Source organism: Paraburkholderia sp. SOS3 (assembly GCF_001922345.1).
GTDB lineage: Bacteria > Pseudomonadota > Gammaproteobacteria > Burkholderiales > Burkholderiaceae > Paraburkholderia.
The window spans coordinates 1,377,453-1,401,338 of sequence record NZ_CP018812.1 but is presented as its reverse complement, the minus strand read 5'-3'; the positions used below and the strand labels follow the sequence as shown (position 1 = coordinate 1,401,338).

Sequence of the window (23,886 nt, the reverse complement as noted above, 5' to 3'; positions counted from 1 at the left end):
ACGCATGAGCTGGCATAACAAAGTCACCTGGAGCGAGGGGCTCTTCTTGCGCCCGCAACTTTTTCAGCAGCAGGAACGCTACCTCGAGCATTTCGCGCATAAGCGCGCTGTCCCGCTATCGCCATTCTTTTTCGGATTCTCCGCCTTTGCGATCGACAATGAAGCGCTTGCACTCGGCAAAATAGTCGTCAAATCCGCCAGCGGCGTGTTTGCCGATGGAACGCCTTTCGATAGCCCAGGCGACACGCCGCCGCCCGCCCCGCTCACAATCCGGCCCGAACATCTCGAACAGATCGTCTATCTCGCTGTACCGATTCGCACACCGAACGCCGAGGAAACGACATTCGAAAACGCGCCCGATTCGCTCGCGCGTTATGCCGTCTTCGATACCGAGGTGCGCGACACGAACTCCGTCGGTCAAGGAGCGAGATCGGTTCAACTGTCCAATTTGCGCCTGCGACTGCTTCCGAAAAAGGAGATGGCCGAGGGATGGATCGGGCTGCCTTTAACCAGGGTCAAGACGTTGTGCGCGGACGGCAGCATTGAACTCGACGACGCGCTCGTGCCTCCCGTGTCGGGCTACGGCGCCAGTGCGCTGCTGCAGAGCTGGCTGGCAAACGTTCATGAACTGACGCGGCTGCGCGCCGACGCGCTGGCGAAGCGCCTCACTGGCAGCGACGGACAAGCCGGCACGGTCGCCGAAGTGTCCGACTATCTGCTATTGCAGACACTCAACCGCTACGAACCCCTGCTGCACCATCTGCGCCGGGTTCCAACGACATCGCCCGCTGATTTGTACGCGCTGCTGCTCAGCATGACCGGCGAGCTCTCGACTTATGTGCGTCCCCAAACGCGCCGGCCGCTCGATAGCCATCCGGCGTATCAGCACATCGAACCGCACATCTGCCTGAAACCCGTTATCGACGACGCGCAATGGCTGCTCAACGCAGTGCTGATACGGAGCGCACAAAGCATTCCTCTCGGCGACGCCGGGTACGGCATGCGCAATGCGGTAATCGATCCCGCCGAGATTCGCAGCTTCAATTCACTGGTTCTGGCTGTCTGCGCCCAGATGCCCGCCGATGCTCTCGTTCAGCAGTTCGCCACGCAAGCGAAGATGGGACCGTCGGAACGGTTGCCCGACCTGGTCCGCTCGCATCTGCCCGGCATTGCGCTTCAGGCGTTGCCGGTGCCGCCGCGACAGATTCCGTTCAACGCCGGATATGTGTACTACGAGCTTTCGCAAACCGGGGCGCTATGGGAAGCGGTCGCACAGCACGGCGGGATTGCATTGCACGTGGCGGGCGATTTCCCCGGATTGAAGCTGGAATTGTGGGGCGTGCGCGGATAACGGGGCATGCGCGGAAACCACGCCCCGCGCGCCGGTCGCGGCAAGCGGGCTCATCATGACATCAGGAGATCACAGTGACTGCAGAAGCAGGACTGCCCACGTTCAACACAGGCTTGCCGGACGCCAGTCGCGAAAAGCAGGATGAAAAGCAACGCTCCTTCGGCGAGCGGCCCGCCGCCGCGCAGCCGGAAAAGCCGTTCGAGCCGGCCCCGGACACCCCGGCCGGCGAACCGCAACTGGCCCGTCTCCGCGGTGTCGAAGCGGCGCCCAATCGATTGCTCGAAGCATCACGTCCGTTATTGCGCGCGCTCGCCGACATGCCGAACGAACTGAGCCTGACGAACGTCGCCCGACTGCATGAACTGCTCAAGCAGGAGATCCGCGTTTTCCAGCGGCTATGCGAACAGGTCAAGATCCGTCGGGACCATATGATCGGCGCGCGCTACTGTCTGTGTACCGCGCTCGACGATGCCGCCACGCAGACGGCCTGGGGCAAACGCGAAACCGGCGTGGAATGGATGAGCAAGGGCCTCGCTACCGAGTTTCACGAAGACCGGCAAGGCGGCGACAAGGTTTACCTGCTGATCGGCCGATTGATGAGCGAGCCGCACGAACATCTCGACCTGCTCGAGGTGATATACCGCATCCTCAGTCTCGGTTTCATGGGCCGCTACCGCCATGAAGCCGACGGTCACCGCAAGCACGATGCGGTACGCCAACGGCTCTACAACGAAATTCAGGCACGCCGCGGCCTGGTGCCGATCGCGCTTTCGCCCCATGTGGCGTCCGACGCACGGGGAAAGCGGATGTCCGTCTACGAATTTCCGGTCATGGTCACGTTCACCGTATTGGCGCTGGTTCTGCTCGGTCTGTTCGGCTGGTTCAAATACCACCTGCTCGATCGCAGCTCAGCTATCGAAAAGCAGATCATCGACATCGGTCTTATGTCGCCACCCCCTGCTCCGCGACTTCCGCATCTCAAGGATCTACTCAAGAACGAGATCGCCACCAATACAGTCATGGTCGATGAAGACCCGAGTCACAGCTCGGTGACGTTTCGCGGCGACGCGATGTTTCCGCCCGGCGCCGCGAGCGTGCGCGCATCGATGGCGCCGTTGATCGCAAAGATTGCGAGCGAAATCGTCAAGGTACCCGGCAAGGTGACGGTGACGGGCTACACCGATAACGTGCCGATCAGAAGCCGCCAGTTCACATCGAACAATGCGCTTTCCGAAGAACGCGCAACCCAGGTCATGCAAATGCTGCAGGCAGCCGGCGTGCCGGCGGCGCGGCTCGAGGCCGTCGGCATGGGAGAGGCAAACCCTATCGGCGATAACGGCACGGCGCAGGGCCGCGCACAGAACCGCCGCGTCGAAATCACGGTCACGCGCTGACCCGCCACCCTTTCCGTCTGGATTCAACGATGAAGAAGTTGTCGTTTCTGGTATCGCGCTCATTCCTTGCGTTGCTCGCGATCGTCATTCTCGGAATGCTGGTCTGGTTTCTCGGGCCTTACGTCGCGTTCGGCGGTCTCAAACCGCTCGCGGCGATCGGCATGCGGATCCTCGTGATCGCGCTGCTGCTCGTTGTCGTATTGTTCTGGCTCAAAGAATGGTCGCCCGCTATCGTGTTCGGCGTGCTGCTGTGTTTGCTGATCTGGTATGCGGCGCCATTGGTGAGTTTCGGACAAGCCGTACCGTTCGCTCCGGTCGCGGCACGCGTTATTGCGATCGCCGTCGTCATCGGGCTTTTCGCGGTGTATGCCGTGTACCGGATCATGCAGAGAATGCGAAGCGACGGGGAATTCTTGAAGAAGGCGCTCGCATTCGGTACGCAACGGCAGCCATCGCCCGCGGCCGAACGCGTAAGGGACATCGAGACACGCTTCAATACGGTGCTGGCCCGTCTCAAATCCATGCGTTACGGCGCTCGAGGCATGGGGCGGCTCTTCCAGAACACACGATATCTGTACGAGTTGCCGTGGTACGTCACCCTCGGTGCACCCGCATCGGGCAAGACGAGCGCTCTGCTGAACGCAGGTCTGGCGTTTCCCGGCGGCACATCCGCGTCGCGTGCGGCCGGCTCTTCGCCCAGTACGAAGGATGTGGACTGGTGGCTAACGAACGATGCGGTGCTGATCGATACGGCAGGCTACTACACGCTTCACGGCCGCTCGGCCTACGACCTGGCTCCGCCCGCCGGCCAGCGTGACGCCATCGACACGAAAGACAGCCCTTCGCGCGTAGGTACGGTCCGTATAAAGAGCGAAGCCGACTGGCGTCGGCGCGTCGATCAGGACGAATGGTATGGCTTCCTCGACCTGCTGCGCCGCCGTCGTCCGCGCGCCCCGATCAATGGCGCGCTGCTCGCCATCAGCGTCGAGGTGCTGAGCGCGCGCGATCCGACGTTGCGCGCAGCGCAAGCCGACGCGTTACGCGACCGGCTGACCGAACTGCGCACGAAGCTGGGCGTCCGCTTCCCGGTCTACGTCGTGGTCACGCAGATGGACAGGCTACCAGGCTTTGCCGACTACTTCGAATCGCTGACGGAAGAACATCGCGCGCAGATGTGGGGCTTCACGTTGCCGCTCACGAACGCTGGCGCACGGACCGACCTCGCCGCGCGTTGCGCCGGCGAATTGAGGCAACTTGCCTCGCGTCTCGCAAGTGGCGTCAACACGCGCCTTGAAGACGAATACGACGTCGACCGCCGCCGGCGCCTTGTCACGCTGCCCGAAGCGTTCTCCGAATTCAGCCATTCACTGGTCGACACGCTCGCGCAACTGTTTGTCGATTCGCGTTACGACGACACCGAGCACCGTGCTCCGCTGCGCGGCGTGTATCTGACCAGCGCTTTGCAGGGCGGCCCGAATGTCGTCGCCGAGCCGCTCACCATCGTGCAGCGTCTCGCGAAACAAGAAACGCCTGCGAACGAAGCAGGCTCGATCCAACCGGCCGGCAACCATAGCTATTTCCTGCGCGATCTGTTTTCCGCCGTTGTCTTCAGGGAGGCGAACCTGGTGCGCCCGAATCTGCGCTGGGAATATCGCTTTCGCCTCGTACGGCTGCTCGGGCATTCGCTCGTTCTGTTGCTGTCCGGCTGGCTGGCATTGGGCTTGCACACGAGCTTCGGTAATAACAGCGATTATCTCAATGCCACGGCGCGCAAGACTCAAGCACTGGCGACGAAAACCGCGCAGCTTTACCGCGATCCAAAACCCGATGCGATTCCGGACACGCTAAGCGAAGCACGGTATCTGCCGACGTGGACCGGTCTCGACCTGTCCGCTCCGGAAAGCCGCTTCCGTTACGGTCTGTACAGCGCTTCCGGCGTCATCGACGCCAGTCGCAAGACCTACCGCGCTCTCGAAGATAACCTGCTGCTGCCGACCATCGTCCACCGCCTCGAAGATGTCATCGCACAGTCGATCGCGGACCGCGATCCGAAAGCGACCTACGATGCATTGCGCATCTACCTGATGTTGAACGCCGGCACGGCGGACCGGACGAAATTCAACGCGGCCGAGATCAGGATATGGGTACTCGACGACTGGGCGAGAAACGACAGCGCGGCGATCTTTGGCGGACGCGCGTCGATGGTCGAGCATGTCGAGCAGCTTTTCTCGGGCGAACGCGTGGTGCAATCGCCGCTGATCCGCAACGACTCGCTGATCCAGCAGGCACGAAGCTTTCTCGATTCGAGCAATGCGACACAGCGCCTTTATGATCGCGCCAAGGCGGATATCGAAAAAGGGGCGCCTGACGAGTTCACGCTGCTGCGCGCCGTCGGCCCGCAGGCAGGCACGGTCTTCACACGGGCCAGTGGCGCTCCGCTGTCGCGCGGCATACCCGGCCTGTTTACCTTCGACGGCTACCGCAACCTGTTCGACAAACGTCTGACGGAATTCGTGAGCGCCGCACGCGACGACGATGCATGGGTCATGGGCCGTTCATATCTCGCGGGCGTGTCCGATGGAATTCAAAAAAAAACGGCTGAAATCGCAAACGGGATAGCGGAAGCCGACGATCCGCTAACCGAGGCGATCCGCCGGTTATATCTGACTGAATACGCGCAGCGATGGGATGCATTCCTCGCCGACATACGCACGATTTCGGGAACCAGCCTTGCATTCAATCTGCAGGTGCTTCGTCAGTTCGCCGCGCCTGATTCTCCACTGGCGCGACTCGCCCGAGCGGCCGTGCATGAAACGGCACTCACGCAAGTAGCGGGAACCGGCGACAGGTCGCTATTGCAGAAAGCCGCGAATCAGATTGCCGGAAATGCAGGCGAACCTCTTGGCATCCGCCCTGAAGAACGCGTCGAGCGTGAACTGGTCGACAGCCGCTTCGCCGCGCTGCGTGAGATCGTAACCGGCAGTGCCGATACATCGGCCAGCAGTGACCCGTCGGCAAATGCACAAGCAGGCAAGACTGGGCTCGACGGAATCACGAGCCTCCTCAACGAGTACTACACCGCGCTGACGGTTGCCGATAACGCGATCGCCAACAACAGCATGCCACCCGCAAGCGACGCCGCGGCGAAGCTGAAAATGGCCGCGAGCACGATGCCCGCGCCGTTCCGCCATGTGCTGCTCGCCCTATCGAGCCAAGGCTCACGCGAGGTCAACCAGGGAATCGGTCAATTGCTCTCGCGCCAGATGCAGGCCGTCGTCAGCGATTCCTGCCGCTTGACGGTCGAGGGCAACTACCCTTTCGCACCAGACAGTCCGCGTGACGTCAGCATCGACGACTTCACCCGAGTGTTCGCGCAGGGAGGTCTGATCGACGATTTCTTCACAAAGAACCTCGCGCCGTTCGTGGATACATCGACCCGGCCCTGGAGATACCGGACATTGCCCGGTGCGACCGAAGCGGTGCAAGGCCCGGATCTCGAACCGTTTCAGCATGCGAAGCACATTCGTGAAATTTTTTTCGGCGATCAGGGCAAGCAGTTGCAGTGGAAGACAGAGATTCGCGTGGCCGAACTCGATCCGACCGTGACAAAGCTCGCAGTCGATATCGACGGTCAGAGCTTGCAGTACCAGCATGGCCCCGTCTCGCCCTTTCCGGTAAATTGGCCCGGGCCGCGCGGTGGCGTACATGCCGAACTCACTGCAAGCCCTCGCATCCGGGTCGACACGTCGACAGTCGCAACGGATGGGCCATGGGCACTGATGCGGCTGCTACGCAAAGGTCAGATCGTTCAGACGGCAACGCCGGGCCGCACCCGCGTCGCGTTCGACTTCGACGGACGTAAGGCGGTACTCGACCTCGCCAGTGCGGGCAGCGTCGCCAATCCCCTGACTAGCGATGTGCTCGCCACCTTCCGCTGTCCCAGCTCGATGCCGGTGTTCAGTCTGCCCGATAGCGGACCGCCACCGGGGTTGCCTCCCGCGATAGCCTCCGCAGCGCCCTCACCGTCAGCGGCCGGCTCGTCTGGCCTATGACCGAAGCATTGATGCGTGCGGCAACCCGCGAATCAGACGCGCCCTGCAACCGGAATCAACGCCCCGGTCACGCATTGCGCGTCCTGCGACAACAGAAACGCAATCACGCCCGCAATCTGCTCGGGCGTGACCCACCGTGCGAAATCGGCCTCGGGCATATCGGCGCGGTTTTGCGGCGTGTCGATAATCGAAGGCAGGATCGCATTGACGGTGACGCCCTTGTCCTTCAACTCGTCGGCGAGCGCTTCGGTCAAGCGCATCACCGCGGATTTCGACGCTGTATACGCGCCCATACCGGTGCCGGCTTTCAACGCGGCCAACGCGCCGAGGTTGACGATGCGTCCAGCGCCGCCGGCAGTCAGCTGCGCAAGCGCTGCTTTCGATGCGTTGAGCGCCGTTTTTACATTCGAATCGAACAGTTGGTCCCAACTGTCCGCGCTGCCGCCGGCAATCGTCTCCCAGCGGAATCCGCCGGCCACATTGACAAGCGCATTAAGCGCACCGAAGCGCCCAACGATCGTTGCAACCGCAACTTCCGCTGCCTGCGGATCGGTGAGGTCGACATGATCGACGACACATGCGTGCGCCAGTTCGCGAGGCAACGTAGCCGGCGCCGCGCCGCGGCCGAGCAGCGCGACTTGCGCGCCGCGCTGCGCCAGTACACGCGCCGTGACGAGGCCAAGCGCTCCGAATGCGCCCGTCACGGCAACAATTGTTCCTTGCAGGGTGTTCATAAGCGTAACCTCCTTTAGCGAAGCGCTGCGACGCGCAATCGGCCCAACGTTGCATCCGTCAAGGCAACCGACTGAGCATCATAGCGCCGTGCAAGGTGCGTTTGTCGCGAAGCGCGCGCCTTGCACCTATCGCAATTGCCGCTGCAGTGTTTACTATACGAAGCGGCATCGGCGAAACGGACCCCGCGCGAGGCGCCCCGTCCGCCAGAACAACTGTCGACGAACGGAGACCCACGATGAGTACCGCCCTGCCGTCATCGCATACGCAGTCCGAACCTGAACAGAGTCACACGTTTGTGCTGATCCACGGCGCATCGCATGGCGGCTGGTGCTGGCGATTCGTCGCCGACGCATTGCGCGCGCAAGGGCATCGCGTCTTTACCCCGACGCTGACAGGTCAGGGTGAACGTCGCCATCTGTTGAACGCAGTGACTTCGCTAGACGTGCCGATCACCGACATCGAAAACCTGCTCGAAGCGGAAGAACTGGAAGACGTCGTGCTCGTCGGCCACAGTTACGGCGGACTCGTCGCTTCGGGTGTAGCCGACCGCCGCCCCGGCGCACTGCGCTCGCTCGTGTTTCTCGACAGTCTGCTGGTCGAAAGCGGCAAGACGGCGATGGATATCCTGCCGCGCCATATCGTCGAAGAGCGGATGGCCAGGATCGAGGAGAGCGGCCGGCCGCTCGAAATGCAGCCGCCGACGCTCAGCGCGATGGGCATACCCGACGATCACCCACGCGCCGCCTGGGTTCGCCGCCGCGTGACACCGCATCCGCTCGCCACCTACCGCACGCCGCTTACGCTGCGCAACCCGATCGGCAATGGCCTGCCTTGCACCTACGTGCATTGCACGCAGCCTTCATACGACACGCTCGCCCCGGTCCGCGCGTGGGTCCGTTCGCTGGAGGGCTGGCATTGGGAAGAGCTCGCGTCCGGCCATGACGCGATGGTGCTGGACCCCGATCTGCTTGCCGATCTGCTCGTAAGACTGGCCTTGCGCACCGCGTAGCCCAATAGGCTCGGCCTTGCCTCGCGCCCGTCACATGCTTTGCAAAGGATGGCTAAAATCAGATCGATCCCTTCGACAGCACGCTAAAAGCAAGGAGAATTCAGATGGCCGAAACTTCCAGTCGTGTAGCAATCGTGACGGGCGCATCGGGCGGCATCGGCGGCGCGATCGCCGCACGCCTCGCACGTGACGGCTTCGACATCGCCGTCACCTACTCGGGCCACCCGGGCGCAGCCGATGCGCTCGTCTCAGATGTGGGGAAACTCGAACGCCGTGCGATTGCGATAAAAACCGACGTCGCGAACAGCGACGATGTCGCGCGTCTCTTTGCTGACGCACGCGACGCATTCGGACGCGTCGATGTCGTCGTCAATAGCGCCGGCATCATGCCGCTCGGTCCCATCGCAGCCGGCGACGTCGACATGTTCGACCGCGTGATCGCGACGAATCTGCGCGGCAGCTTCCTGATGTTTTCGGCCGCGGCCAATGCGCTTGGCAACGGCGGGCGCATTATCGCAATCTCGAGTAGCGTGCTCGCCAGGTCGTTTCCGAATTACGGCGCGTATATCGCGTCGAAGGCGGGTGTCGAGGGACTCGTGCGCGTGCTCGCGAATGAAATGCGCGGACGCGGTATCACCGTCAATTGCGTCGCGCCGGGCCCGACCGCCACCGATCTCTTTCTGAAGGGCAAAAGCGAGCAGCAGATCAAGGCGCTGGCGGACCTGTCGCCACTCGAACGCCTCGGCACACCTGAAGACATCGCGAGCGCCGTGTCGTTCCTTGCCGGCCCGGACGGCGCCTGGATAAACGGGCAGATTCTGCGAGCAAACGGCGGCTTCGCCTAAACAACGGTGCTGTCGGCGCCGTGCACCGTCGCATGCACGGGAACGCCACGTTCGGGCGCTTCGCGATACTTGCCACTGCGCCGCAGTATGGAAACGCGGCGACTATCGCGGTTACGGTCTGAAACCATACAGCGAGTGCGCGTTGGTGGTGAGTATCTGCTCGCGCAGCGTCGCATCGGGCACCCAAAGCGCGAGCGTGTCGAGCAACTGACTCACCGTTGGCATCGTGTTCCACTGCGCAACGTGCGGCCAGTCAGAACCCCACACGCAACGCGTCGGCGCCGCATCGGCAAGCGCCTGCGCATACGCGATCGTGTCGCGATACGGCGGCTCCTGCGCGCTTAACCGGTATGCGCCCGACAGCTTGACCCATGCGCCATCGCGCACGAGCTCGACAAGTCGCTGAAATCCATCGGACTGTACACCGGTCGAAGTCGGCAAATGACCCATATGGTCGACGACGATCGGCGAGCGCATGCTGGCGAGCCGCGGCCCGAGTTCGGTCAGATCGCGCGCATCGAGCAGAAACTGGATGTGCCACCCCCAATCGCGGGCAAGCGCATCGTATTCATCGAGTTGCGCGAACGAAATACCGCCGCCGCCGAAGAGCACATTGATCCGCATGCCAACCGCGCCGGCGTCGACCATCGCCTGATAGTCGGCATCCGCAAGTCCGAGTGTGGGTACGACCACGCCTTTTAGCCGCTCGCGATTTGCACGCATGGTCTCGAGCATCAGCGTGTTGTCCTGACCGTGCACGCTGACCTGAATCAACACGCCATAGGTCGAACCGGTCTCGTCAAGCATGCGCAGATACGCGTCGGCCGGCGCAGGTGAAGGCGTGTAGGCACGATCGGGCATCCACGGATAGCGCGGCGGCCCGCCGATCACATGCGCATGCGTATCCACCGCGTGTGCAGGCATCGTAAAGGCGGTCGGCCCGCTTTGCCGCGCGGGCGGCGCCGGGCATAGCGGCGCGCGGCCGTCGATATCGGCTGCAGTCACTCAGATATCCTCCAGGGCAATGCCGCGAGTTTCAGGCAGGAACACGATGCTCGCGAGCATCAGCGCATAAGCGAACACCGCGAAGGTTGCAATCGCGGTCGCGAGCCCGAAATGCTTCGAGAACACCCCGACGAGCGTCGGAAAAATTGCTCCCATCCCGCGGCCGAAGTTGTAGCAGAACCCCTGCCCCGAGCCGCGCAAACGCGTCGGGTAGAGCTCGGTGAGAAACGGTCCGACGCCGGCGAGATAGCCGCTGGCGAAAAAGCCGAGCGGAAAGCCGAGCCATAGCATTACGTTATTGCCGATCGCGAGCTGCGTATAAGCAAGCACCGAGACGATCGCGACAATCGCGAACGACACGAACAACGTCTTGCGCCCGAAGCGGTCGGAAATCCACGCACCGGTCAGATAGCCGGCGATGCTGCCCGCAATCAGAAAACCCAGATAGCCCGTCGAATTGATCACGCTCAAATGACGCTCGGTTTTCAGGAACGTCGGTATCCATGTCGAGATCGCGTAATAGCCGCCCTGGCAGCCCATCACGAAGATCGCCCCGAGCACCGTCGTGCGCAATTGCGGCCCACGGAAAATTTCCAGTAACGAAGGCGCCTTGACGCTTTTCGCCGCGGCAGTTGCGATAGTGTCCTCGCCGCGCGCCCGCGCAGCGATGCGCGGTTCCTGCACATAGCGCCGCGCAAAGAGCAGCAGCACAGCGGGCACGGCACCTGCGGCAAACATCGCGCGCCACGCGAGATGCGGCGGCAGCAGCAAAAACATGATCGCCTGCAACAACGCAGCCGCGCCCCAACCGACACCCCACGCGGATTGCACCGACCCGACCGCGCGGCCGCGATAGGCGGGACGAATCGTTTCGCCGATCAGCACCGCACCGGCAGCCCATTCACCGCCGAAGCCAAAACCGAGCAGTCCGCGCGCGATCATCAACTGGTCGAAGTTTTGCGCCAGCGCACAAAGCAAACTGAAAAGACAAAACCACCCAACCGTAAGCTGCAATGTCAGCACGCGGCCGATCCGATCGGCCAGATACCCGGCAAGCCATCCGCCGATTGCCGATGTCAGCAGCGTGACCGTTACGGCAAGCCCCGCGATGCTCGCTTCGACGTGCCACATCGTCGTGATCGTGCCGATAACAAGCGGATAGACCATGAAATCGAGCGCGTCGAGGCCCCAGCCGAAGAAGCAGGTCCAGAATGTGCGCCGCTCGGGCGGCGTCATCTGGCGGTAGAACGCGGCAAGACCCGTGTCGCCACCGGTGAGCGTTGCACGCTGGGCGCGGCCGCTTTCGGCGGGCGCGTCATGCCCTCTGCTTTGAAACTGCGCCATCCGCTTGTCTCCTTTGTTCCCCGCTAGGGAAACCGCGACGCTCATCGCCGCTTCAACGCTGCAGCAGCAATTCGCTCTCCAAGGGCCGAGTTGCGTATGTCTATTAGCTGTCTTATTGTATGACGACCTGAGTCTGCGGACGTACGTCAATCTTGTCAATTATTTTTACCGGCAACTCATAGGCGCAACCCGGCCGCAAACCGGCCGCAAACCGGCCGCAAACCAGTCACAAACCACGCGCAATGCGGGCGCAATGAAACGCAGCGCAGCATGCGCCAATCGCACCCGCCGCGCTCATTCAACCAGGAGCCGCTCCAATGACCACTGCTTCGGTCAGTATCGCCGTACTCGACGACTATCAGCAGGTCGCCCCCGCCCTCGCCGATTGGGCAAGCCTGCAACCTCGCGCAAACACTGTGTTCTTTCACGATCACATTGCCGATCGCGACGCGCTCGCCGCACGCCTCGCTCCGTTCGATGCAGTCGTGTTGATGCGCGAACGCACGCCTTTCGATGCGGACCTGCTCGCGAGGCTGCCGAAACTGAAGCTGCTCGTTACCGTCGGCATGTGGAACGCAGCCATCGATCTGCATGCGACGAAGGCGCGCGGCATTGTCGTCTCGGGCACGAATGCGGGCGAACCTGCGGCGACACCGGCGCTCACGTGGGGCCTGATTCTCGCGATCACGCGCAACTTGCATCGAGAGTGGGCATCGGTACGCGCGGGCGGCTGGCAAACGAGCGTCGGTGTCGACATCAACGGCAAAACGCTCGGCGTGCTCGGCCTCGGCGGCATCGGCAAGCAGATTGCGCGCTTCGGTGCCGCGTTCGACATGAATGTGATTGCTTGGAGTCCGAACCTGACGCCCGAGCGCGCCGCCGAGGCCGGTGCGAAATACGTCGACAAGGCGACGCTATTTCGCGAAGCGGACATCGTGTCGATCCACCTGAAGCTCGGCGACCGTTCGCGCGGCCTTGTCGGTGCGGCCGAGCTTGCGTCGATGAAACATACCGCCTACCTCGTCAACACGTCGCGAGGCCCGATCGTTTCGGAGCCGGCGTTGATCGACGCACTGCAGACGCAACGCATTGCAGGCGCCGCGCTTGACGTATTCGATGAAGAGCCGCTGCCGCTTACGCATCCGTATCGCTATTTGCCGAATGTGCTTGCCACGCCGCACATCGGTTATGTGACTGAAAATACCTATCGCCGCGCCTATCCGCAGATTGTCGAATCGCTTCGCGCGTGGCTGGCCGGCGCGCCGATTCGCGAACTGCAAACGTAGCAGTCAGCAAGTGCGCTTAAGGCCAGACGTAAGAAATGCACGCTGTTAAAACGACGCCCGGCCATCGCCCGCCGATTGCAAGCGCATTGCGGCAACGCTTGCAATCGGTCGTACGTCCCCCGCTTTTTCATCAGCCGCGCGCAAGAAATCTGCAGTAACCCGCAGGTAACATGAACGTCGCCGATCTCGCCTAACCTCCATGACTGGCTTGTTATGGAGTGAACAGGTATGGCCCCCCCGTCCGCCGTTGCGATCGATTCGTTCAAAGGCTTCGAGCTGACCGCGGATGGTCAGTATCTGATCCTGAACAGCAACCAGCCCGATCGCATCGCGCTTCATTGCTCGGTCATGCACGAGCTGCTGGCGGCGCTTTCGAACGCAATCGGTTCGTCCGAGCGTATCCGCCACAAGAAAAAGAGCGTCAAGTTCGCCATGCCTTGCGAAGCATGGGCGCTCGGCAAGGATGCTGACGGCAAGCCCTATCTGATTTTTACGTTCCGGTTGCCCGGAGGCGCCGAGTTGTCCTTTCAGCTTCATCGCTCTCAAGCAGCGCATATGACCGAGGTGCTTGCGCTCGCAACCGGTCTTGCGAAGAGCCGCGATCTCTCAGGACTGCGGCTGCAATAGCCGGTCGGGCCTCATTACAACAAGCTCCATTCAACGAGCTTAAACACAGCAAGCTGCATGAAGTCACGAATATTACTATCACGCTGCGCGCAGTCTTTCACGTGGGTTGGCTTGAGCATGGCGGCTGTATCGGCGCACGCAGCCGATTCATTCGTGGTCCAGGACATCCGCATCGACGGGCTGCAACGGGTCGAACCGGGCACGGTATTCTCGTATCTGCCGATCAAGAAAGGCGACACGTTCACCGACGACAAAGCATCGGAAGCCATTCGAGCGCTCTACGCGACGGGCTTTTTCAACGACGTCAGAATTTCCGCCGAAGGCAGCGTGGTGATCGTCACCGTGGCCGAACGTCCGGCCATCGGCACGATCGATTTCGCGGGCATTCACGAGTTCGAGAAAGACAATCTGCTGAAGGCGCTGAATGCGGTGGGGCTCTCGTTGGGCCGCTATTACGACAAAGCGCTCGTCGACAGGGCCGAACAGGAACTGAAGCGCCAGTACCTGACGCGCGGCTATTACGCGGCCGAAGTCACCACCACCATTTCACCGATCGACCGTAACCGCGTCGGCCTGCTGTTTTCGGTTATCGAAGGGCCGAGCGCGAAGATCCGCCAGATCAACTTCATCGGCAACAAGGTGTTCAGCACGAGCACGCTGCGCGATGAAATGGAAATGTCCACGCCGAACTGGTTTTCCTGGTACACGAAAAACGATCTGTATTCGAAGGAAAAACTCACCGGCGACCTCGAACATATCCGCTCGTACTACCTGAATCGCGGTTATCTCGAGTTCAATATCGAATCGACGCAGGTGTCGATTACACCGGACCGCAAGGATATGTACCTGACGGTCACGCTGCACGAGGGCGAGCCGTATACCATTTCGAGCATCAAACTCGCGGGCAATCTGCTCGACCGCGAGGCGGAACTGCAGAAGGTCGTCACGGTCAAGCCGGGCCAACGTTTCTCGGCAGACAAACTGCAGGCCACGACGAAGGCAATTGTCGACAAGCTCGGCGAATACGGCTACGCATTCGCTACGGTCAACGCGGTGCCGCAGATCGATCAGGAACATCACAAGGTCGATCTGACGCTGCAGGTGACCCCGGGCAAACGCGTCTACGTGCGCCGCATCAACGTAACCGGCAATACGCGCACGCGCGACGAGGTGGTGCGCCGCGAAATGCGCCAGCTCGAAAGTTCCTGGTTCGATTCGAGCAAGCTCGCCCTCTCGAAGGACCGCATCAACCGGCTCGGCTATTTCACGAATGTCGAAGTGACTACCGTGCCTGTGGAAGGCACCGACGATCAGGTCGACGTCAACGTCGATGTGACCGAAAAGCCGACCGGCGCGATCACGCTCGGCGCAGGCTTCTCGTCGACGGACAAGGTCGTGCTGTCGGCTGGCGTGTCGCAGGACAACGTGTTCGGCTCCGGCACGAGCCTGTCGGTGAATGTGAACACCGCGAAGACGTTCCGCACGCTGACCGTCACACAGGTCGACCCGTACTTCACGGTGGACGGCATCAAGCGCATCACCGATGCGTATTACCGCACCGTGCAGCCGCTGATCTTCTCGACGGATTCGAGCTTCCGGATCATCACGGTCGGCGCCGATACGAAATTCGGCATTCCGTTTTCGGAGGCCGACACCGTGTTTTTCGGCGTCGGCCTTGAACAGAACCGGCTCGACATCGACGGACAAACGCCGCAGTCGTATATCGACTACGTGAAAGAATTCGGCCGCGTCGTCAACAACGTGCCGGTCACGGTGGGCTGGTCGCGAGACAACCGCGACAGCGCGCTCGTGCCGAGCCGCGGTTACTTCACGCAGGCAAACGCCGAGTACGGCACGCCGGCCGGCAACACGACCTATGTGAAATTCGACGCGCAGGCGCAGTATTACTATTCGTTCGCGCGCGGCTTCGTGCTGGGCCTCAACTTTCAGGGCGGCTACGGCAAGGGGCTGGACGGCCAGACATTCCCGATCTTCAAGAACTACTTTGCCGGCGGTATCGGCTCGGTGCGCGGATATGAACCGAGTTCGCTCGGGCCACGCGACTCGACCACCGGCGACCCGATCGGCGGTTCGCGCCTTGCGGTCGGCAATATCGAACTGACGTTCCCGCTGCCCGGCACCGGATACGACCGCACGCTGCGCGTGTTCACGTTCTTCGACGGCGGCAACGTGTGGGGCGATCCGGGCCAGGGCGGCACGACGACCGGCGCGAACGGCTTGCGCTACGGCTACGGTGTCGGCCTTGCATGGATTTCGCCGATCGGGCCGCTCAAGCTAAGCCTTGGCTTCCCGCTTGTCAAACATACGGGCGATCAGTATCAGAAATTCCAGTTTCAGATCGGCACAGCGTTCTGATACCGATCCGCGCACGCCTCTGCCTTTAACCAGAGCGTCATGCCGACTTCGGCAAGTCGATGCCCGGAAACACCTTGATGACCGCCGAATCGTCCTCGCCGCCGTGCCCGGCCGTCGAAGCCATCATGAACAGCTGATGCGCGGCCGCCGATAGCGGCAGCGGAAACTTCGTCGCACGCGCGGTATCGAGCACAAGGCCAAGATCCTTGACGAAGATGTCAACCGCGGACAGCGGCGCATAGTCGCCATGCAGAATATGCGGCACACGATTTTCGAACATCCACGAATTGCCGGCGCTATGCGTGATGACCTCATAAAGCATGTCCGGGTCGACGCCTTCGCGCAGCCCCAGCGCCATCGCCTCGGCTGCGGCCGCGATATGCACGCCGGCCAGCAGCTGATTGATGATTTTCACTTTCGATCCGACGCCGTGTTCCGCGCCGAGCCGGTAAACCTTTCCGGCAATTGCGCCGAGCACGTCCTCGCACACTTCGTATGCGGCTTGCGGGCCCGATGTCATCATCGTCATTTCGCCCGTTGCAGCGCGTGCGGCGCCGCCCGATACCGGTGCGTCGAGCATCAGAAGCCCGCTTGCATCGAGGCGCTTCGCAAGATCCGCCGCGAAAGCGGGCGGCACGGTCGCGCTCGAAAGCACGACACTGCCCGGCTTCATAGCGGGCGCCGCGCCGTTGTCGCCGAATAGCACCGTGTCCGTCTGCTGCGCATTGACGACCAGCGTGATCACGACATCGCACTGCGCGCCAAGCGCCGCCGGACTCTGCGCCACGATGCCGCCTTCGTTCGCGAAGCGCTGCAGCACGTCGCCGCGCAGATCATAGGCATGCGTGGGAAACCCCGCCCTTAGCAGCGAACGCGCGACGCCGAGTCCCATCGCCCCCAAACCGATCACTCCCACCTGTCTTTTCATGCGTTTGTCTCCCGAGCCGATTTTGACGGTCAAAACGATGCATAGAACGGTACTGTAGACCTGAACGAGCCGCCGCATCGCAACTGCTGCGATATTTTGTCGGGTAGTGTCCTGATTTCGCCCGCCGCGAACCGGGCGTTAAACTGAACGCCAAAGAAGCCGATCGCGGAGGCAAGATGAGCGCAGCCATCGATACCGAGGACGATTTCACCGTTCGCCCGATGCGGCCCGACGAAGTCGAGCTGGCCATCCACTGGGCGCAACGAGAAGGATGGAACCCTGGTCTGCATGACGCGACGTGTTTTCAGGCGGCGGACCCGGATGGATTCTTTATCGGCACGCTGGGAGGCGAACCGGTCGGTTCGATCTCCGCTGTGCGATACGGCGAGCACTTCGGCTTTATCGGCCTTTATATCGTGAGGCCGGAATTTCGCGGCAAAGGCTTTGGCTACCGGATCTGGCAACACGCAATGACCTACCTCGCGGGCCGCAATATCGGGCTCGATGGTGTTGTCGAGCAGCAAGACAATTACCGTAAATCCGGTTTCCAGCTCGCGCATCGGAACGTGCGGTTTCAGGGCATAGCGCGACCGAGGCGCGCTCGAATGCCGAGCGTCGCAATCAAGGAACTTCGCGGGTTGCCATTCGCACAATTGATGCGATACGACCAATCGCACTTTCCTGCGTCGCGCGAGCGATTTCTGGCGAACTGGATCGTGCAACCGGATTCGGTCGCGCTTGCCGCGATGCACGACCGCGATATTCAAGGCTATGGGGTGCTGCGCAAATGCTGCAACGGCTACAAGATCGGACCGCTCTTCGCCGATGACGCCACAACGGCGCAAGCGCTGCTCGATGCATTGATTGCACAACGCGAAGGCGAAACGTTCGTGCTCGACGTCCCGGAACCGAATACGGAGGCGATCGCACTCGCGCGACAGTATGGAATGGCAAGCGTGTTCGAGACCGCCCGCATGTACACAAAGGGTGCGCCGGCGATTGCGCTTGAGCACGTGTTCGGCATCACGACGTTCGAGCTTGGGTGATGCCGACCGGCTATCGGAACTCGACGTCGCTCAACGCCTCGCGCACACGCTCGATCAGCGCGCCCCACCCTTCGTTTTCGGCTTGCCTGAACAGCCGCACGGTATCGGGATACCACGGCGAATCGCTGCGTTCGCGCAGCCATCGCCAGTCCACGTCATGTGCCGGCAGCAGCACCCAGCAGCGCTTGCCAAGCGACGCCGCAAGATGCGCTGTCGACGTATCGACGCAAATCAGCAGATCGAGCTGCGCAACGATCGCCGCGGTATCGGCAAAGTCCGCGACCTCCGAGCCGAGATGCAGCAGCGGCTGATTAGCGGGCGGCGCGTTGGCTTCGTCTTCGCCCAGCCCCTTCTGCAAGCTCACGAAGCAGATATCCGGCACGCTCCACAGCGGCGCCAAAGCCGCCAGTGACGGCACCGACCGGTTCGCATCGTTGTGATGCTTCGGATTGCCCCTCCAGACGAGGCCGACCTTGCGTCCAGCGGGCAACGCTGCGAGGCGCCCGGCCCATTGCCGCATGAGCGCAGGGTCCGCCGTCACGGCCAGCGCCGGTGGAATCGTACGCAACGTCGTGTGCAGATACGCGGGAACGCTGATCAGGCTCGTCCACATGTCGTACGTATTCGAGCGCAGCAACGCTTCGCCGTGGCTCATCACGTCGTCGACGCCATCGACACGCTCGAACAGGCGCCGCAATGCACTCGCGCAAGCGAACGTGATGTGCGTGACGCCTTGCGCTTCGAGCAGCGGCAGATAGCGTCCGAACTGAATCATGTCGCCGAGCCCGTCTTCCTGCCAGACGAGCAGCCGCTTGCCCGCGAGCGGCTCGCCGCGCCAGCGCGGACAGCGCAACACCGACGCGCTATGGTGATGGATGTTCCCTTCCTGTTCGTAGCGCGATTCGTAAAGCCGCCACGCTTCCTCGTAGCGGCCGATACTGAGCAGCAACGAACCGAGCGAAAAGCGGGCGAGGTGGAAGTTCGGGCGGAACGCGATCGCACGACGATACGACGCCTCCGACTCGCTCAATCTGCCAAGCATCTTCAACACGATTCCGCGGTTGTGGTGCACTTCGGGAATGTCGATGCGGATCGCGAGCGCGCGTTGATAGGCATCGTCTGCTTCGGCAAGCCGGTTCAGTTGCTGCAGCGTATTGCCGAGGTGAACATGGTTTTCGACGAGATTCGGCTGCAGCTGCAAGGCTTTTCGATAGGCTTCTTCCGCTTCGGCAAAGCGCTTTGTCGCATGCAGTAACTTGCCGAGGTTGTGATAAGCCTCCGTGCAATCGGCGCGCCGCGCAATCGCATCGCGATACGCGGCTTCCGCGTCGGGCAGGCGGTTCAGATCGAACAGCACCGCGCCGAGGTTGTTGTGCCCTTCCACATAGTCGGGACGCACGCAGAGCAACTGCCGGTAAATCGACTCCGCCTCTTCGAGCCGCCCCATTCCTTTAAACAGAATGCCGAGGCTGTTATACGCCTCGACAAAATCGGGCTGCACGTCGATCGCGCGGCGCCAGTAGCGTTCGGCGTCCTCCGGCTGCTTGAGGCCAAGCGAACTGATCGCGGCAATATTGAGCGCCTGAACCAGACTCGCGTCGCTCATCGGCGCGTTTGCATCGATAAGCGGCTTCACCTTCGCTAGCGCCTCGGCGTAGGGGCCCTCGGGACGAGGCGCGTCTGGCCAGGTATGATGTTGCTGGACATGCTGCCGCTGCGATTGCGTTTGCTGCTCCTGGCGCGGCTCGCCAGTCGGAAGTGTGGCCATGGTCGTCGATTTGAATGCGCCGCGGCCGCTGCGTGCATGATGCAAGGCCACGAGGAAGCCGCTAGGGAAGCCGATATGGCCCCACGCTTGAAGCTTAAGGCACGAAGGCGTGGCGCATTCTCGCGATAAAAGCGCCTTGTTTCGCGCTATTCGCGCGATAAACGCTTTCATTCCGTATGGGTACATCATCTACCCTACATTAAGCCAACAATACGATTTCATAGCTCGACGTCACCCCTTCCAGTCGCGCAGAAAAGCAAGCAGCGCTTCATTCGTTTCGATCGGCCGCTCTTCGTGTGGAAAGTGGCCTGCTAGCGCGATCGGCGCGCATGTAAGGTCCGAGGCCATCTCGTGCCAGAGTTCGCGCATATCGACGAATTTCGCCCCGTCGAACTCGGCACCCCATAGCGCAAGTGTCGGCACCGATATTTTCACGTTCGCATCCTGCTTGTCCTGCTCGAAATCCTGCCGCCATGCGCGGTAGTCCTCGAATGCGCCGCGCAAACCGCCGGGCGCCGCATACGCGCGGCGATAGATTTCGATGTCCGTATCGCTGATCGCGCTGATGTCATAGAGCCACGATGTGAAAATATGGCGCAGCCACACTTCTTCGCGCCCTTGCACGAGTGCTTCGGGCAGATCGCGCACGCCGTTGAAGAAAAAGAACCAGCCCGCTTGCGCAAAATCGGCATTCATGCGCTCGAAAATCATGCGCGTCGGAATATTGTCGAGCGCCGCAAAGCGCGCGACCAGCGACGGATGATCTTTCACGAGCCGCGTCGCGACGCGCGCGCCGCGGTCATGCCCGATCACCGCGGCACGGGATATGCCGAGCGTCGCGAGCAGTTCCTTGATGTCGTTCGCCATCGTGCGCTTGTCGTAGCCGCTCACCGGCTTATCGGAGGCGCCATAGCCTCTCAGGTCCGGCACGATCAACTGATAGTGGCGGCTCAGTACCGGTATCTGCCGCCGCCATGTATGCGACGTTTCGGGAAAGCCGTGCAGCAGCACGACCGGAGGGCCATCGCCTGCAAGCGTGTAGTGCAGCTTGATCCCGTTGACGGTACGACGATGGCACGAAATTGGCGTATTCATAGGTCCGTTCCCGTTGCGGTTGCATAAAAACGGCGCCCGGTGCGCTCATGGGTCTACCGACCGATCTGCGTACCCGGACCTCGAAAGTCTTGCATGGACCCTGATGCGGTGTTCAATGCGGCCCGCAACGACGTGCGAAATGACGCAACGGGAAAGGCGGAATGGCGGCGGATAAAACTTATGGAAGCGGTCTCGCGCGCAGTATGTTCGACGCGCTCGCGAAATTTCCGGCGCCCAGATGATGAAGGGTATGCAACGACTCGTTCGATGAATCGAATATCCAGTGCCCGTTGTCGAACACGCGCGGGTCGGACGCTGCCGACACCACTTCACCGAAGCAAGTATCGTAAGCCTCTTCGGTATGCGGCTCGCGAATCAGCCTGCATTCGAGCCACGCTGCGCAGTTCGTCTCCACGAGCGGCAACTCCAGCACCGGGCCTGCGATCGGCTCGATGCCGTATTCGGCGAACTTGTCCCTGCCGCGCCCGCTCGACGAACCGACCGCATACGTCAGATCGGCCGCGGCGACGCCCGGTATGCACACGCCGAACGTGCCGCTCGCCAGGACAAGCTCGCGCGTATACGTGCTCTTGTCGATAACGATCGCGATACGCGGCGGCGTGAATTCGACAGGCATCGACCAGGCGGCGGCCATGATATTGCGCCGCACGCCGTCGCTGCTGGTGACGAGCACGGTCGGCCCATGATTGATCAGGCGGCTTGCATGCTCGAGTGCAACGGCTTTGAATTGGCTCATCGACTATGACGGGGAGACGAAGGACGTCCCGCATTGTAAATCGCTTGCGATGCAGTCGCTCGTCGCCCGCCATGGCCGTTGCCGGCCGTACCCGCGCGTTACTCGCGCGGTATGCGCATAAGCCTTTACGAATTGATACGGATCGATACCGTGCCGTTCGAATAGACCGCCGACGCATTGAACCCGTCCACCGTCACTGTCGAGAAGTGCTGGTTGCCGACACCGCCGCTAATCAGCTCGATCGTATCGCCCGCCTTCGGCGTGAAGCCGTTCGCGAACTTCACATGCAGCGTGCTGCCCGCAAACGTCAGTTGGCCGCCCACATTGAGTTGCCCGCCGCCCGAGCCATCGACATCCATCTCGAGCGTCGTGCCCGGCAACATCGTGAACTTGCCGCCCACTTTCACCGGCGCGCTCGCGCTGACAATCGCCGAGCCCGCGCCGACATACACATCGCCGGTACCGAACGCCGTTGCCGAATCCGCCTCGATCGCACCGCCCGACACCTGCGTGCCGCCCGAATAGCCGTTATTGCCGGCAAGCTGCAGCGTGCCCGTGCCATTGAGCGTCAGCTTGCCGGCGCCCGTGATGTCATTGCGCCAGGTATCGTTCGCACTGAACCCGCCTTGCGTCGCATCCATCGAAATCACGACGCTGCCGTTGAACTGGCCATAGCCGTTGAACGCAGCGAACGCGTCGATGCGTCCGTATCCTTCCGGATCGTCCATCACCGGGAAACCGGACGGAAATTCAGTGGTCTTGATCACCACGCGACGCTGGTCCGCGCTCAGATACGGGTAGCGCGTTTCGAGCAGCACCTCCGCGCCCTTCGGCACCACAGGCGCCGCGTCGGTCGATTCGATCTGCGCGAAGCCGAACGTCATGCGTCTGATCTCGTCGGCCTTGTTCGTCGCATAGTCGGCGAACCGGTCGGTAGCGAGCGTTCCCGAATGCGCGAACGCAAGGAAGTTGGCGGGTGTCGTATTCGTCGCTGCTTCCAATGCCGTATGCGCCTGCTGGAATGCTTCGGACTTCAGAGTAGCGTTTGCCGGATCGTTCAGATTGGCGACGGCCGCCGCGATCGCAAACATGCGTCCCGCCATCACATCGAGCGGCGAATGCATGCCGGCAAGAATGCGGTTCTCGCCCAGCTCGAGCCCGCGCGCGATCATCTCGGAGCCGCGCTCGGGCACACAGTAAGCCATCGTCAACGCGTCGCGCATCGCTTCCGCTTCGTGGCCGCTGATATAACCGCCGTCGGTGGTCGGGTCCGTGCTTTCGGCCGGCACCAGCGTCGGATCGACGATCACACTCGTGCTCCACCGGTATGGCCGTGCGTACTTGTAAAAGCGCTTCGCCGGCTCCGTCGACGCGTTATTGCCCATCGCCGACAGCAGGTCCACCACGTGCCCGAAGGTCGAATTCGCGCTGCCGCCGACGCCGATATTGTTCCCCGTGTCGTTGAACAGCACGGTCGTCGCATTCGCGGGAATGCTCGTGATCGACGTCGTTTGTTGGGCCGCGGCACGCCAGGCGTCGGTAAGCGGCCCCATGCCGTCGGTTACGCTAAAGCCTTTGCCGCGCCGGTCGTCGAAATAGGCTGCGTCGGCCTGGGCCTGCGTGCGGTTCGTCGTCTCGTCGCTCGCGAACTGGATGTTCTGGGCCAGCACGGCAGCATTGAGGATCGTGCCGCCGGGCGTGCCGTCGTTCGGCAGGCCGGTCCAGGTGGATGGCACGATGGCCGGGAACGATCCCACGGCCGGCGCGGAAACGCCCGCGTCCACGATCGGCGTTAGCGGCATCCAGAGATCGAGAAAACGCGAGACAAGACGCACACCCGCATTCGTGGCTACCGTAGCGAAGCGCGCGTCGCCGCGCTGATTGGTCGCGATGTTATCGACGAATGCGGGCACGTCGGGAATCGGCGCGCTATCGACGAAACTCGGGTCCGGCGGTGCCGGCGGTGCCGACGCATTCGTGCTGCTGCTATTGTCATCGCCGCCGCCGCAGGCGGCGAGCAGTAAAACGCCTGATACGAGCGCTGCGTGCAGCGACAAACGATTTGTGTATAAACGCATGTGTGAACGACTCCGGGGTTTACTAATCCAGTTTCAGGAAAAACCGCGCGAGTCTATTCACATTACGTGACCGGCAAGTTACTTTTTCTTTTTAATTCGTAAACAGCACTTTAGAAAAATTCCTATCATTTTTTCGACATCGGTAAAATTAAAATGAAGATTAATTTTTTAATCAGCAAGTCGTAACGCA

General features: G+C 61.8%; 17 protein-coding genes and 1 pseudogene. 10 read left to right on the top strand and 8 right to left on the bottom strand.

What is annotated here, in order from left to right:
• Positions 1-4 precede the first annotated feature (4 nt).
• From tssK to tssM, 3 genes are all read left to right on the top strand, one after another.
• Complete coding sequence (gene tssK / locus BTO02_RS26195; protein ID WP_075160053.1) at positions 5-1,351, top strand: type VI secretion system baseplate subunit TssK; 1,347 nt, start codon at positions 5-7, stop codon at positions 1,349-1,351.
• A gap of 113 nt (positions 1,352-1,464) precedes the next feature.
• Positions 1,465-2,745, top strand: coding sequence for a type VI secretion system protein TssL, long form (gene tssL / locus BTO02_RS26190; protein WP_075161403.1), 1,281 nt, complete (start codon positions 1,465-1,467; stop codon positions 2,743-2,745).
• A 29-nt stretch (positions 2,746-2,774) separates the two neighbouring features.
• The gene (tssM, locus tag BTO02_RS26185; protein ID WP_075160052.1) at positions 2,775-6,797 is read left to right on the top strand and encodes a type VI secretion system membrane subunit TssM; all 4,023 of its coding nucleotides are present in this window, start codon (positions 2,775-2,777) and stop codon (positions 6,795-6,797) included.
• 32 nt (positions 6,798-6,829) lie between these two features.
• Here tssM and BTO02_RS26180 read toward each other — a convergent pair whose 3' ends face one another.
• On the bottom strand, positions 6,830-7,531 hold the full coding sequence (locus BTO02_RS26180; protein ID WP_075160051.1) for an SDR family NAD(P)-dependent oxidoreductase: 702 nt from the start codon (positions 7,529-7,531) through the stop codon (positions 6,830-6,832).
• 236 nt (positions 7,532-7,767) lie between these two features.
• On the opposite strand from BTO02_RS26180, the gene BTO02_RS26175 reads away from it, so the two are divergent.
• On the top strand, positions 7,768-8,541 hold the full coding sequence (locus BTO02_RS26175) for an alpha/beta fold hydrolase (RefSeq protein WP_075160050.1): 774 nt from the start codon (positions 7,768-7,770) through the stop codon (positions 8,539-8,541).
• Between the two features lie 104 nt (positions 8,542-8,645).
• On the top strand, positions 8,646-9,386 hold the full coding sequence (locus BTO02_RS26170; protein WP_075160049.1) for an SDR family oxidoreductase: 741 nt from the start codon (positions 8,646-8,648) through the stop codon (positions 9,384-9,386).
• Between the two features lie 111 nt (positions 9,387-9,497).
• Here the strand turns inward: BTO02_RS26170 and BTO02_RS26165 are convergent, their stop codons facing one another.
• Both BTO02_RS26165 and BTO02_RS26160 read right to left on the bottom strand, forming a co-directional pair.
• Positions 9,498-10,391 carry an amidohydrolase family protein gene (locus BTO02_RS26165; protein ID WP_075160048.1) on the bottom strand — a complete coding sequence of 298 codons (894 nt, stop codon included), beginning with the start codon at positions 10,389-10,391 and terminating at the stop codon, positions 9,498-9,500.
• Positions 10,392-11,627 carry an MFS transporter gene (locus tag BTO02_RS26160; protein ID WP_332262283.1) on the bottom strand — a complete coding sequence of 412 codons (1,236 nt, stop codon included), beginning with the start codon at positions 11,625-11,627 and terminating at the stop codon, positions 10,392-10,394.
• A 425-nt stretch (positions 11,628-12,052) separates the two neighbouring features.
• Between BTO02_RS26160 and BTO02_RS26155 the strand changes: the two genes are divergently transcribed.
• The 3 genes from BTO02_RS26155 (at position 12,053) to bamA (ending at position 16,024) form a co-directional block, all read left to right on the top strand.
• Positions 12,053-13,021 carry a D-2-hydroxyacid dehydrogenase family protein gene (locus tag BTO02_RS26155; protein WP_075160046.1) on the top strand — a complete coding sequence of 323 codons (969 nt, stop codon included), beginning with the start codon at positions 12,053-12,055 and terminating at the stop codon, positions 13,019-13,021.
• 228 nt (positions 13,022-13,249) lie between these two features.
• Complete coding sequence (locus BTO02_RS26150) at positions 13,250-13,648, top strand: hypothetical protein (RefSeq protein WP_075160045.1); 399 nt, start codon at positions 13,250-13,252, stop codon at positions 13,646-13,648.
• A gap of 117 nt (positions 13,649-13,765) precedes the next feature.
• On the top strand, positions 13,766-16,024 hold the full coding sequence (bamA, locus tag BTO02_RS26145) for an outer membrane protein assembly factor BamA (RefSeq protein WP_075160044.1): 2,259 nt from the start codon (positions 13,766-13,768) through the stop codon (positions 16,022-16,024).
• Positions 16,025-16,061: 37 nt separating this feature from the next.
• Here the strand turns inward: bamA and ltnD are convergent, their stop codons facing one another.
• Complete coding sequence (ltnD, locus tag BTO02_RS26140) at positions 16,062-16,952, bottom strand: L-threonate dehydrogenase (RefSeq protein ID WP_075161402.1); 891 nt, start codon at positions 16,950-16,952, stop codon at positions 16,062-16,064.
• Positions 16,953-17,128: 176 nt separating this feature from the next.
• On the opposite strand from ltnD, the pseudogene BTO02_RS35540 reads away from it, so the two are divergent.
• Together BTO02_RS35540 and BTO02_RS35535 are read left to right on the top strand one after the other, a co-directional pair.
• Positions 17,129-17,476 (top strand): annotated as a pseudogene (locus BTO02_RS35540) (GNAT family N-acetyltransferase); the annotation flags it as partial.
• Between the two features lie 81 nt (positions 17,477-17,557).
• A complete protein-coding gene (locus BTO02_RS35535; protein ID WP_332262282.1) occupies positions 17,558-17,998 on the top strand; it encodes a hypothetical protein in 441 nt (146 codons plus the stop codon).
• A gap of 10 nt (positions 17,999-18,008) precedes the next feature.
• Here BTO02_RS35535 and BTO02_RS26130 read toward each other — a convergent pair whose 3' ends face one another.
• From BTO02_RS26130 to BTO02_RS26115, 4 genes are all read right to left on the bottom strand, one after another.
• Positions 18,009-19,766 carry a tetratricopeptide repeat protein gene (locus BTO02_RS26130; RefSeq protein ID WP_232243680.1) on the bottom strand — a complete coding sequence of 586 codons (1,758 nt, stop codon included), beginning with the start codon at positions 19,764-19,766 and terminating at the stop codon, positions 18,009-18,011.
• Between the two features lie 231 nt (positions 19,767-19,997).
• Entirely contained in the window at positions 19,998-20,861 is an 864-nt protein-coding gene (locus BTO02_RS26125) for an alpha/beta fold hydrolase (protein WP_075160042.1), read from the bottom strand.
• A 178-nt stretch (positions 20,862-21,039) separates the two neighbouring features.
• Positions 21,040-21,618, bottom strand: a complete 579-nt coding sequence (locus tag BTO02_RS26120) for a flavin reductase family protein (RefSeq protein ID WP_075160041.1) — start codon at positions 21,616-21,618, stop codon at positions 21,040-21,042.
• A 125-nt stretch (positions 21,619-21,743) separates the two neighbouring features.
• On the bottom strand, positions 21,744-23,696 hold the full coding sequence (locus BTO02_RS26115; protein WP_075160040.1) for an acid phosphatase: 1,953 nt from the start codon (positions 23,694-23,696) through the stop codon (positions 21,744-21,746).
• Positions 23,697-23,886 lie beyond the last annotated feature (190 nt).